Annotated in this window: 14 protein-coding genes; 8 read left to right on the top strand and 6 right to left on the bottom strand. The window is 62.1% G+C overall.

Translation table 11 applies throughout. From position 1 onward, the window contains the following. The first annotated feature begins 5 nt into the window (after positions 1–5). Together E4K65_RS37630 and fabI are read left to right on the top strand one after the other, a co-directional pair. Positions 6–1,220, top strand: coding sequence for an acetate/propionate family kinase (locus E4K65_RS37630; RefSeq protein WP_135178391.1), 1,215 nt, complete (start codon positions 6–8; stop codon positions 1,218–1,220). After that, entirely contained in the window at positions 1,217–2,005 is a 789-nt protein-coding gene (gene fabI, locus E4K65_RS37625) for an enoyl-ACP reductase FabI (protein ID WP_135178390.1), read from the top strand. The genes E4K65_RS37630 and fabI overlap by 4 nt, the downstream gene beginning before the upstream one ends. Positions 2,006–2,034: 29 nt before the next feature. Here the strand turns inward: fabI and E4K65_RS37620 are convergent, their stop codons facing one another. From E4K65_RS37620 to E4K65_RS37600, 5 genes are all read right to left on the bottom strand, one after another. Beyond that, positions 2,035–2,493 carry a MaoC family dehydratase gene (locus tag E4K65_RS37620; RefSeq protein ID WP_027548561.1) on the bottom strand — a complete coding sequence of 153 codons (459 nt, stop codon included), beginning with the start codon at positions 2,491–2,493 and terminating at the stop codon, positions 2,035–2,037. Positions 2,494–2,506: 13 nt separating this feature from the next. Continuing rightward, complete coding sequence (locus E4K65_RS37615; protein ID WP_135178389.1) at positions 2,507–3,157, bottom strand: 3-oxoacid CoA-transferase subunit B; 651 nt, start codon at positions 3,155–3,157, stop codon at positions 2,507–2,509. Between the two features lie 4 nt (positions 3,158–3,161). Next, positions 3,162–3,809 (bottom strand): CoA transferase subunit A, encoded by a 648-nt coding sequence (locus E4K65_RS37610; protein WP_135178388.1) that lies wholly within the window; start codon positions 3,807–3,809, stop codon positions 3,162–3,164. 112 nt (positions 3,810–3,921) lie between these two features. Next, complete coding sequence (locus E4K65_RS47875; RefSeq protein WP_167771466.1) at positions 3,922–4,512, bottom strand: hypothetical protein; 591 nt, start codon at positions 4,510–4,512, stop codon at positions 3,922–3,924. Next, positions 4,509–5,435, bottom strand: coding sequence for an alpha/beta fold hydrolase (locus tag E4K65_RS37600; RefSeq protein WP_135178387.1), 927 nt, complete (start codon positions 5,433–5,435; stop codon positions 4,509–4,511). Before E4K65_RS37600 ends, E4K65_RS47875 begins: the two co-directional genes overlap by 4 nt. A 130-nt stretch (positions 5,436–5,565) precedes the next feature. Here E4K65_RS37600 and E4K65_RS37595 point away from each other — a divergent pair, with 130 nt between their 5' ends. The 4 genes from E4K65_RS37595 to E4K65_RS37580 are packed head-to-tail and all read left to right on the top strand — an operon-like array spanning position 5,566 to position 9,818. Then, a complete protein-coding gene (locus tag E4K65_RS37595) occupies positions 5,566–8,073 on the top strand; it encodes an alpha/beta hydrolase (protein WP_135178386.1) in 2,508 nt (835 codons plus the stop codon). Positions 8,074–8,082: 9 nt separating this feature from the next. Next, the gene (locus E4K65_RS37590; RefSeq protein ID WP_135178385.1) at positions 8,083–8,946 is read left to right on the top strand and encodes an alpha/beta fold hydrolase; all 864 of its coding nucleotides are present in this window, start codon (positions 8,083–8,085) and stop codon (positions 8,944–8,946) included. A 17-nt stretch (positions 8,947–8,963) separates the two neighbouring features. Further along, entirely contained in the window at positions 8,964–9,314 is a 351-nt protein-coding gene (locus tag E4K65_RS37585) for a phasin (RefSeq protein ID WP_135178384.1), read from the top strand. 60 nt (positions 9,315–9,374) lie between these two features. Further along, positions 9,375–9,818, top strand: coding sequence for a potassium channel family protein (locus tag E4K65_RS37580; protein ID WP_135178383.1), 444 nt, complete (start codon positions 9,375–9,377; stop codon positions 9,816–9,818). Positions 9,819–9,845: 27 nt separating this feature from the next. Here the strand turns inward: E4K65_RS37580 and E4K65_RS37575 are convergent, their stop codons facing one another. Beyond that, on the bottom strand, positions 9,846–10,529 hold the full coding sequence (locus tag E4K65_RS37575) for a helix-turn-helix domain-containing protein (RefSeq protein ID WP_135178382.1): 684 nt from the start codon (positions 10,527–10,529) through the stop codon (positions 9,846–9,848). Positions 10,530–10,856: 327 nt separating this feature from the next. Here E4K65_RS37575 and E4K65_RS37570 point away from each other — a divergent pair, with 327 nt between their 5' ends. Both E4K65_RS37570 and E4K65_RS37565 read left to right on the top strand, forming a co-directional pair. Further along, entirely contained in the window at positions 10,857–11,489 is a 633-nt protein-coding gene (locus E4K65_RS37570) for a response regulator transcription factor (RefSeq protein ID WP_135178381.1), read from the top strand. A 186-nt stretch (positions 11,490–11,675) separates the two neighbouring features. Then, positions 11,676–12,044, top strand: a complete 369-nt coding sequence (locus E4K65_RS37565; protein WP_167771465.1) for a response regulator transcription factor — start codon at positions 11,676–11,678, stop codon at positions 12,042–12,044. Positions 12,045–12,053: the final 9 nt, after the last annotated feature.

Below are 12,053 nucleotides of genomic sequence, written 5' to 3'. Positions count from 1 at the left end.
CCATCATGGATACGATTCTCGTCGTCAATGCGGGCTCCTCGAGCGTCAAGTTCCAGGTCTTTTCGATCGAGGGAGAGGGGAGGCTGCGGCGGCAGCTCAAGGGCCAGATGGACGGCATTGGTAGCCGTCCGCGATTGCGGGCGAGCGGCGCGAATGGCGATACGCTCGCCGACCGCGCCTACCCGATCGAGGCGGTCGCGGACGTTCCGGCCGCGATGGAGATCGCGGGGAGCTGGTTGCGTGACGAGCTTCGCATCGACCCGATCGCGGTTGGGCACCGCGTCGTGCATGGCGGTCCGGACTATGATCGGCCGGTACGGATCGATCATGGCGTCGTCGCCCGGCTGGAGCGGTTCGTCAGCCTTGCGCCGCTGCATCAACCGCATAATCTTGCGCCGATCCGCTCGATCCTTGCCGGCTTCCCGACGCTGCCGCAAGTGGCATGCTTCGATACCGCCTTTCATCGCACGCACAGTGCGGTCGCCGACCATTACGCAATCCCGCACCAGCTTCACGCCGAGGGCGTGCGGCGCTATGGCTTTCACGGGTTGTCCTACGAATATATTGCGAAGACCCTGCCGCACATCGCGCCGGACGTCGCGAAACGCCGGGTCATCGTTGCCCATCTCGGCAGCGGAGCCTCGATGTGCGCGCTGAAGGCAGGGCAGAGCGTCGAAAGCACCATGGGCTTCACGGCGCTGGACGGATTGCCGATGGGAACGCGCCCGGGCCAGCTCGATCCCGGTGTGGTGCTCTATCTCATTTCCGAAAAGGGCATGTCGGCGTCGAACGTGCAGAACTTCCTCTATCGCGATTGCGGACTGAAGGGGCTCTCGGGCGTCAGCAACGACATGCGTGAGCTCGAGGCCAGCGCAGACGCCCGGGCGAAGCTGGCGATCGACTATTTCGTGTACCGGATCGGCCTCAATGCCGGCATGCTCGCGGCCGCCTTGCAGGGCCTGGATGCCTTCGTCTTCACGGCCGGCATCGGCGAGAACTCCGCGACCATTCGCGCGCGCGTGGTCGGGCAGCTCGGATGGCTCGGTGTCAGCCTCGACCCGGCCGAGAATTCCCGCAATTCGCAGCTGATATCGCGTTCCGAGAGTCTGATCCCCGTCTACGTCGTGCCGACTGACGAGGAACTGATGATCGCCCAGCACACCTTGGCGCTGCTGGTCAACACGCCATCGACCAACCCCAGACAAGAGAGGGTGTCATGATTCCCGTATTTCCCGATACCAAGGTTGCCCTGAAGGGGAAAAAGGGCCTGATCGTCGGCATCGCCAACGACCAGTCCATCGCCTGGGGATGCGCAAGGGCATTTCGCGCGCTCGGCGCCGAGCTCGCGGTCACCTACCTGAACGACCGTGCAAAGAAGCACGTCGAGCCGCTGGCGCAGGCGCTGGAGGCGCCGATCTTCATGCCGCTCGACGTCATGGTGGAGGGGCAAACCGAAACGGTGTTCGAGCGGATCGCGAAGGAATGGGGGCAGCTCGATTTTCTGCTGCACTCGATCGCCTTCTCACCGAAAGAGGCGCTGCACGGACGCGTCGTGGACGTCGGCCGCGACGGCTTCCTGAAGACGATGGACGTCTCCTGCTGGTCGTTCCTTCGCATGGCGCATCTCGCCGAGCCGTTGATGAAGAACGGCGGGACGATGTTCACCATGACGTACTATGGCAGCCAGATGGTCGTGGAGAACTACAACATCATGGGCGTGGCAAAAGCAGCGCTTGAAGCGGCCGTTCGCTACGCTGCCGCTGAACTAGGTCCGAAGGGTATCCGCGTGCATGCGATCTCGCCGGGACCGCTCGCCACGCGCGCGGCGTCGGGCATTCCCGAATTTGACGAGCTGATGGACAAGGCGCAATCGAAGGCGCCGGCGCGCAGCCTCGTCAGCGTCGACGATGTCGGTAATGCCACGGCGTTTCTGGCGCTCGACGGAGCCAGGCTGATCACCGGCGGCGTTCTCTATATCGACGGTGGCTATCACATCATCGACTGAACGAGACCGGCGCGCGTCTTCCGCGCCGCTCAGCGATAGTGGAGCGCGATCAACTCGGCGACGCAGGCCGGCTTCTTGCCACCTTCGATCTCGATCACGAGATGGTAGTTCACGCGCAAGCCGTCGGGCGGCACGTCCTCCGCCTCGGCGACGGTGACACGGCCGCGCAGCTTCGAGCCCGCCGGCACGGGCGCCAGGTATCGTATCCTGTCCGCGCCGTAGTTCAGGGTGTTGCGCAGGCCCTTGAGACCCATCACCGATCGAATGAAGAGCGGTGCAAGCGCAAGCGACAACAGGCCGTGGGCGATGGTGGTGCCGCCGGGCGATTCCTTCCTGGCGCGCTCCTGATCGACATGGATCCACTGCTGGTCGCAGGTCGCCTCGGCAAACTGGTTGATGCGATCCTGCGTCACCTCGACCCAGTCGCTGACGCCGATCTCGGTGCCCACGGCGGATTTGATTTCGCTGAAGTCGCTGAATGTCCGCATGTCGGTCACCTGCTCAGATATTCATTTCCGGGACGTTGTCGGGAACGACGAGTTCGGCGTCCGTCACCGCCATGACCTCGCCGACACTGATGCCGGGCGCGGTCTCCAGCAGGGTAGCCCTGCCGTCGGGGAATGCGATCACCGCCATGTCGGTCACGACCAGGTGCACCGGTCGCGCCGACGTCAGCGGCAGCGTGCATTTGGCGACGATCTTGGATTTTCCCTTCGCCGCGTGCTGCATGGCGACGATGACCCGCCTGGCGCCGCTGACGAGATCCATGGCCCCGCCCATGCCCGGCACCATCTTGCCGGGGATCATCCAGTTGGCGAGATGGCCCTGCGCATCGACTTGCAGGCCGCCAAGGACGGTGACGTCGACATGGCCGCCGCGGATCAACCCGAACGACATCGCACTGTCGAACGTGCTGGCACCCGGCAGCGCGCTGATCGGGCGGCCGCCGGCGTCCGTCAGCGTCGGATGCGCCAAGCCTTGCTCGGGGATAGGCCCGGTGCCGATCAATCCGTTCTCGGATTGAAAGAACACTTTCAGGTCCGGCGGAACGTAGTTTGCGACCAGCGTCGGGATGCCGATGCCGAGATTGACGAGGTTGCCGCTCTTCAGCTCCTTGGCCACCCGCCGGGCGATGATGATTTGCGGATCCATGGTCTCACCCGTTCGTAATGAGGTAGTCGACGAGCGGCGCTGGTGTCACGACGTGGTCGGGCGCGATCACGCCGACGGGGACGATGTTCTCGGCCGTGACGATGACAGTATCCGCGGCCATCGCCATGACCGGATTGAAATTGCGGGAGGTCAGTGCGTAAGCGAGGTTGCCGAGATAGTCGGCGAGGAAGGCGTGCACCAGCGCGAACTGCGCCCGCAACGCCGTCTCCAGCAGGAACGGCTTGCCGTCGACCTCGATCTGGCGCTTGCCTTCCGCGACCAGCGTTCCGACGCCGGTCGGCGTCAGCACGCCGCCGAGGCCGCATCCGCCCGCACGGATGCGTTCGACGAAAGTGCCTTGCGGTACGAGGTCGACGGCGATCTGGTTCGCCAGCATCTGCTGCTGCGCCTTCGGATTGAGGCCGATATGCGTTGCGGTCAGTCTCGAGACCAGCGCTGCATCGAACAGCTTGCCGACGCCCTTGCCGGGCGTGGCGGCGTCATTGCAGATCAAGGTCAGGCCGGCCTTTTTCTGCCGGACGATCTCGTCGAGCAGGCGCTCCGGCGTTCCGACGCCCATGAAGCCGCCGACCATGACGCTCGCACCGGACGGGATCATCGCAACGGCTTCTTCGACGGAAACGGCCCTCATGATGGGAACTCCAGTCAGCAGAGGCGATCAAAGAAAGGCGACGATGAGACGATGTTGGCGAGCGGTCGGCGCACTCCTTTGATCTGCGTCAAGGCTTGTCATCAATCCCGCATCACGTGGTGACGCCGGCGCTCTCAAGGGCGTCCGCCCATAGTCTTCGGACTTCCGCGTGGCGCTGCTCAAGCGCCGCGTTCACGGTGTCGCGAAACGGCACGAGGCTCTCGCCTTTCAGGAAGAGAATTTGCGCCTGCAAGAGCCGGCCGCTCTCGAATTCAATGCGGCGCAATGCGAACACGAAGGGATCGTTGGCATTCGCGCCTAGCGGCAGCAGGGCCGCCGGGCGGATTCCGGCGTGAACGGCATGGGCCAGCATCGCAAGATCGATCGGCAGGGCCAAGGGTAGATTGGTTATCCCCTCGATCGGCTTGGGAAACCAGGCCGTTTCCCAGGAAGCCGCCATGTAGCCTAGGGCCATGTCGGGCACCCAGGAGGCCGTGCGTTGCAAGAGCGAGACGATCTCGGACTCCCGATAGAATTGCGCGTTCAACTCGGTCTGCCAGGCAGCCTCGATACGCATGGGCAAGGCCATTGCGAATTGCCGCGCCAAGGCGCCGTGCGCCGAGATCAGGAACGCAGCTACGCGTGTCTGCTGGTGCGGCGGCACGCGGCCTTCGGAATCGAGCGGTCCGAGAAATCTGCTCATGGCGGCGCTGCCCGAACGGGGATGGCCCGCAAATGATCATAGCCGGCGGGAAATGGCGTGAGCTCACCGCCGGCTTCTTCCGGCGCGATCCAGACGGCCTGGTTGCCCTGCCAGCGGCCTGCCAGCACGTCGTCGGCGAAGCGCGCGAGCAGGTCGGCGGTGAGCACACCCTTCTCCAGCGTGAAGGCGTGATAGGCTCTTGGAATGATCACCAGCGAGCTGTTGGGGATTTCGACGCGCAGCGTTTCGTGCAGATGACGCGGAGTCAGGAAGTCGAACTCGCCGTTGAGGATCATCGTCGGTACTGAGATCGCGGACAGGCGCGGGGTGAGGGGCTGGAAGTCGAGGAAGGATTCCATCAGGTTCTGGAGCGCGTAGACGTCGTTGACCAGCCAGCCCTGGCGCTTGACGCTGTCGAGCTTGTCGAGCAGCGGCTCTAGCCATTGGTCAGACAGGTTCATTGGCAACAGCAGATCCTGGAGGTAGCCGGTGCCGCCGAGGATCAGCCCGGTCCGCAGCGCATTGCCGAGCAGAAGGAGCTGCGGCGTCAGCTCGGCGAAGCAGCTCATCGGCACGAGGCCGGAGATGCGATCGCCATGTTCGATGGCATAGCGCAGTGCGATCAGCCCGCCAAAACTAATGCCGCTCAGGAAGATCGGGCCATCGCCGAGCTCGCCGATTAGCAGGCGCAGCGCTGCGACCTGGTCGTCCTGGTTAATAAAGAGCGTCGGCTTGTCGGAGGCTCCCTGTCCCAGCAGGTCGAAGGTCGCGACGCGAAACCCTCGCGCCAGCAGGGCCTCGCGATAGGCGGCCCACAGTTCGGAATATTGCGTGAGCCCGTTCACGAGCACATAGGCGGGCGCCCCCGCCGGCCCGTCGAGCTCATAGCGTATCCGATATGAGCCGTGGCTGAGGAAGGGCATCGCGCAAAACTACCGGCGTTCCGATGCCTGCGATCCTCAACCTCGGCGATCGGATTCCATTGAGTTAGATCAATGCTCCCGGTGTCCTCCTTTCTAGCGTTTTCTAAAATTGCCCAGGGAGGAGTTCGTCATGATCGGGACCGAGATCTTGAAGCGTTGCTTCGTCAGCCTGATCGTATTGCTGGTCGGCACTGCTCTCGCAGTTGCACAACCCTTCACTCGCCGTTCCTCGCAGGTGAAGCATGACGAGTTGAAAAAGACGTACGAGATCGCCAACTTCCGTCTCGGCGGCAAGTACGACCTCGACAATCCCTCCAAATGGGAGAACGGCGGGGAGGGCGGCGTCACCCTGGAATCACTCGGTGCCGGCAAGCTGCGTACCGCCTATATTGCGATCGGCAATGCGCGGCGCAACGCTGCCGGCGAGATCACCAACGCCGTCGTGATCAATTCCTACTATTCTGGTGATTCCACCGACATGTACGAGCAGTGGGTCGTCGGTGCTCCGTTGTCCGGCAGCGTGCCGATCATCGGTCCGAGCCGGCCAATCGATACCGACAAGTACTACGTCATCATGGTCGATCCGCTGGGCACCTGGGGTGCCAGCAAGCCGTCGGACGGCCTCGGCATCAAGTTTCCGCAGTACAGCTACTACGACATGGTCCAGGCCAACTACCGCCTGCTGCGCGACGGGCTGAAGGTTGCGCGTGTGGCACTTGTCGCCGGCGTCTCCATGGGCGGAACGCAGACCTATGTCTGGGGCGTGATGCATCCGGAATATGTGAGCGCCTTGATGCCGATCGGCGGCACCACGCAGTCGGACGGCGATGACCCCGTCGGCAACTGGACGTTCCAGATGATGACGGCCGCGATCGAGTCCGATCCCGTCTGGCAGGCGACCAAGGGCGACTACTACAAGCAGCCCAAGGAGAAGCATCCGGTGCCGGGCGTTGCCTTCGGCTGGTCGATTCTGGGCATGACGGGCTACGACTTTTCCTATCGCACGACCCAGAACTGGGCCGCAGTGCAGCCTGAGATCTTCTACTGGGATTCCCCGAACGAGAAGGCCGGTTTGAGCGTCACCAATCGCGCCAAGCTCTATGACGCCGTCGACCTCGTCTGGCGCAACCGGGTCGGCGAGACCCACAACATCAATCCCTACCTCGGCCGTATCCAGGCGCGCACGCTGGTGATGCACATCACCAACGATCTCTGGCTGAACTTCAAGCTGGCCCAGAAGGCGGTCGATCGCGTACCCGGCGCGGACCTGATCGCCCAGGAGAGTCCGGTCGCGCACTACGGGGTGTTCCCGATCATCAACCAGCGCAAGAACGATCCGAAGTTCGTCGCCTTCATGGACGACGTCGCGGCGCTCGATCGCGCCCAGAAGTTCGACGACAAGAACTATCGCGTGCCCGGCGTCGCCGCGAACATCGATCCAAGCAAGTCGTTCTGGAAGGATTCAGTGACCTATCCCTATCCGGTCAAATACGCGACCACGAAGGACAAGAGCGGCATGTCCTGGCAGATCGGCTATATGGACGAATATGCCGGCACGGACAGGAATCCGAAGGTGCTTGTCATCATCCATGGCAAGGGCGCGTTCGGCGGTCACTATGGCAATATCATGCAATATGCCTTGCGCAGCGGCTTGCGCGTGATCGTGCCTGATCTGCCGCACTACGGCATGTCCGGGCCCGGCAATCTCAACAAGACCCCGGCGCGGACCATGCAGGACATGCGCGAGGCCATCTATGACCTCGTGGTGAACCAGCTCGGCGTCAGGAAGGCGGTCTATCTCGGCCACTCGCTCGGCGGCCAGTTTGTGACGGGCTATGCCCTGACCTGGCCGGATGCGGTGCAGGCCCTCGCGCTTGAAGCGCCGTCCGGTCTTGAGGAGTATCCGCGCGATATCACGATCGCCAAGGACAAGAAGGTGCGTCTGTTCGATGAAGCCTTCGGCCACGATTTCGACAAGTGGAAGCTGACCTGGGACCAGACCGGAATCCTGGCCGCCGAGAAGGCGCGTGACGAGCAGAACATCCGCGATTTCTTCTACTTCAAGAAGCGTGACCCGGAGACCGGTGCGGTGTCGGCGGCCAAGAGCGGCTATTTCTTCAGCGACAGCGAGTACGCCCGCTTCCACACCGAGCAGCGCGTCGGGCTCACCAAGGGCAATCCGAAGGAGCTGGAGCAGTGGTGCAACGTCTTTATCTACGATATCTACACAATCGGAGCGGAGTTGCAGCAGGACGACCCAAAGAACCTTTACGAGCGGCTCACCGAGATCAAGCAGCCGATCTTCCTGGCGTTCGGCGACAAGGAGCCGTTTATCCCGACGCCCGCATTCAACGGGCTGACGGATCTCGGACGCGACGTCATCACGCCGTTCATGACGCGTATGACCAACGCCGGCAACCGGCCCATGCTCAAGATCTATCCGGAGACCGGACACTTCATCCATACGGACAATCCGGTGGAATACTCCGCTGACGTCGTGGACTTCGTCACCAAGGGAACGGTCGACACCTCATCGCCGCTCGGCACCGATCGCATGATCAAGGGCGCCGTGGCATCGGCCATCCCCGTCGCCCCGACGCCGCCAGGTGCGGCGCCGACGGCCGGTCTCAACAAGTAGGGTCGGTTCATGCCAAGGGTGCGCGCGGGCGACGTCGAACTGGGCTGGCGGGAGTGGGGACGAGGCGACGTCACCGTCGTCTTCATCCACGGCAATCTCGCCAGCAAGGACTGGATCGAACTCGCCGCACCAATGTTTCCGAGCGGGCTGCGGGTGATCGGGATCGACTGGCGCGGCTGCGGCGAAAGCGAGCGGCCAAAGCCCGCGACCGACTATTCCAACTATTCGATGCAGCAGCATGCGCACGACATGTTGACGGCGCTCGATGCGCTGGAGATCGGATTTTGCCATCTGGCAACCCACTCGACCGGTGGCATCATCGCAGCCCGTATGCTCTTGATGCAGCCGCAACGATTCGGGCGGGTGTTCGCGCTCGATCCGGTGACGCCGCTTGGCATGTCCTTCAATGCCGACCAGATCGGTCTCTTCCGGGCGATGATGGCAAGCAAGGAGTTGACGCGGACCGTGATGGCGACCGCCGCGTCCTCGCTGTTCGAGCCGGACAGCATGGCCCCGAACGCGATTCCGCGCTTCCGTGAAGGGCTCGGCGAAATCCAGGCGCTGTTCGACCGGATCATCGAGCAGACCTTTGGAGTCTCCGAAGGCATCTGGATCGGAACGCCGGTCAATCTCACCCGGGAGCGGGAGAGCAGGGAATTGGAGCGCCGCATGTCGGAGATCCGGCATCCGCATCTGGTGCTGTGGGGCGAATGTGATGGTTGGATCCCGCCCACGGACCTGCGCGCCATGGCCGAGGCAATGCCGGATTGCCGGCTCGTGGTCGTCCCAAACATCGGACATTCGATGAACCTGGAAGTGCCGGCCCTCTACGCCGGCTATTTCGGCGCCTGGTTCGGGGGGCTCTCGGCATAAACACAGGGAGTATTGTCATGGCAGAGATCAATCCATCCGCCGAGAACATCCGCGAAATGCTTACCGAAGCGCTTGCGCGGTTGCGAAAGGCCAATGAGGAGTATTTTGAGCTGCTGGAGCGGGGGCTCAGTTCCTCGCCGCTGCCGATCGCGGACCAGGCCAAGCAGTTTTGCAGTTTCATGCAGCGCAACGCCAGCGCGACGTTCGACTTTGGCGACAAGCTCGTTCAGGCCAGGGACGTTCAGGACGCGCTCAAGCTTCAATCCGAATTCTTTCAGGGGCAGATGCAGGCCTTGACCGATCAGGCCAGGAGCATGGGCGAGTCGGCGATGAAGGCGGCGACGGGCGCGTTCACGCCCAAAAACTGAATGGACTGAAACCTCGGCGTGAGGCGATGAACAGCCGAGCGCCTTGCCCATGCGAGCACAATGGCGGTTCAATTCCTTGTCGGCGCGATCGTGAGTGTCATCAACATCATGATCCACGCCCTGGTGACCGTGGGAGCCATCGGCATCGCCCGCACCGCCGGGCTGCAATATGCTACCTGGCCGCGGTTGCATCTGATGGCCGTCATGGTCGCAACAGCGTCGGCGCTGATGGTGGCGCACACGATGGAGGTTCTGGTCTGGGCGCTGGCCTATGCCATGGTCGGTGCCGCGCCTGCCGGCAGCGACCTGATCTACTTCGCCTTCGTCAACTACACCACGCTGGGCTACGGCGACATCACGCCCATACAGGCATGGCGGCTGACGGGTCCGATGACCGCGATGAACGGCATCTTGATGTTCGGCTGGTCGACCGCGGTCCTGTTCGAGGTCTTACGCAAGACGCTCGACGATCTCGGAGTGACCAAACTGCCGGACGCCAGGTGATCTCACGTTAACGAATGGCAGTCGCGCTCAGTTTTGCAGGTCGAGACTGGCGAGCTGCTGCCGGTCCAGCAGCACGATCTGGCGCTGGGTATTGCCGATGAAGCCGAGGACACCGAGATCATGAAGGTGCGATATCGCCCGCGAGACGGTCTCCAGCGTCAAGCCGAGGTAATCGGCGATATCGCGCCGGGACATCGGAAGTGCCATGACATCGACCCCGGAGAGCCGCTTGTCCATTTCGAGCAGGAAAGCGGCGACGCGCTCCAGCGACGTCTTCCGGCCGAGCAGGAGCATGTGATCCTCGGCGTGCTGCAAGTTGCTCGTCGTCATGCTGAGCAAGTTGCGCGCGACCATCGCGTCGCTCTCCGCCACCAGCTCCAGGCTTTGCCACTTGATCAGCCGGACGGTGGTATCCACGATCGCCTCGGCGGTGAACCGATGCTCCTTGCCGTTCTCAAGTCCGAAAATGTCTCCGGCGAGGTGGAAAGCGCCAATCTGGCGGCGACCGTCCGACAGAAGTTTATAGCTTCGCACTGCACCAGACCTGACCTGATAGACGTAATCTGCGGGTTCCTTCTCGCCGTAGATCTCCGTGCCCTTTTTATATGTAAATTCGTTTAAACTGACGATTGGATTTGACTCGCTCGTCATGCCGAGGTCTTTGAGCGAATTGGGGCGGGGAGACACCTCAGTCGTGATGCGGACAAACATAGGCCAACTCCTCAACTGATCGCTGAATTGGTCTGCTAGACTGATATTTCGCCACGAGAAATGTGCCGCCGATGTCGCAACTCCCGCGCGGGGCGATTTACGACTAACGCCGTATTCTTCACCATTGTCACTTGGTTCATTGTACCAAGGGACAGGTCGGTAGGATGGTGCGCGGAACGAGAAGAGCGGCTCCTGCGTCCGATCGAGCTTCGCGTCACAAACTCTGACTTGCGAAAACTTCTGCATTAACGGGATCGCTAGATCACTCTGGCCCATCCCTGTGCTAGGTAAGCCGTTAAAGCAGTTGCAAGAGACAGAGAGGGCCCATTGCCTGGCCTTGTTCACGTGGTCGACGACGATGCCTCGTTCCGAACGGCGATCGAGCGTCGGCTTAAACTTGCGGGCTACGACGTCGCGACCTATGCCTCCTCGCAGGACCTGCTCGATCGTCTGCCCCGCGAAGAGCTGCAGAGCTGCATCCTCCTCGACGTGCAGATGCCGGGCCTGACCGGACCGGATCTACAGACGCGTCTTCATGAGCTTGGATCGACCGTGCCGATCGTGTTTCTGACCGGGCACGCCGATACCGCGACGACGGTGCGGACGATCAAGGCCGGTGCCGAGGATTTCCTGACCAAGCCGGTTTCGTCGGCGCAGTTGATTGAAGCGATCGAGCGCGCCTTGTCACAACAGCAGATCGCGCGCGAGCAGCGTAGTCGGCTCGATTCGCGTCGCGCTCTCGTCGCGTTGCTGACGCCGCGCGAACGGCAGGTGTTTGACCTGATCGTGCGTGGGAAGATCAACAAGCAGATCGCGTATGAATTGGGAACGACCGAACGCACGGTCAAAGCACATCGACACCAGGTGATGGAGAAGATGCAGGTGAGCTCGCTCGCGGAACTGGTTTCGACAGCGCAGCTGCTTGGTATGCTCGATCCGGAGAGCGGCTCACACGGCTAGGCGGTGTTTATTTCAGGTTCCCTTCTGTGACTTGCACCAAAGGTCAATGGAAATCCCCCCGAGAGGGGTATTTCAACAAGCTGAAGTGTCTGACGCACCGGCAGACGAGGAAACCTCGAGGCGCCCGACGCGTTCACGCAAGTCCATCGTGTTCTGCCGAGCTTTCCGTGTATGGAGTTGGGCCACTTGTCGCACCGCAAGTCCATCTTCGTTGTGGATGATGACCCGTCCATGCGCAGGAGCATGAAGCGGCTGCTGCAGGAGCATGGCTTCGAGGCAAAGCTGTTCGAATCCGCCGATGCGCTGCTAAATCATGGCAACTTTCAGCAGGCGTTCTGTATCATCCTGGATATCAATCTGGATGGCGAATCTGGAATCGATCTGCAACGCAGGCTTGTGGAGCAGAAGGTCCATGTGCCGGTTGTCTTTGTCACCGGCAACGACAATCATGAAAGCCGCGCGGCAGCAATCGCATCGGGATGCATCGCCTATCTGACCAAGCCCTTTGCCGCGGCCTCGCTCATCGAGAGTGTGGAAAGAGCCCGTGGTCGCTAGGTTGGACAA

The sequence above is a fragment of the Bradyrhizobium niftali genome (assembly GCF_004571025.1).
In the GTDB taxonomy this organism is placed as follows: domain Bacteria; phylum Pseudomonadota; class Alphaproteobacteria; order Rhizobiales; family Xanthobacteraceae; genus Bradyrhizobium; species Bradyrhizobium niftali.
Note: the sequence above shows the minus strand (reverse complement) of the source record. Positions and strands in the feature narration are given on the sequence as shown.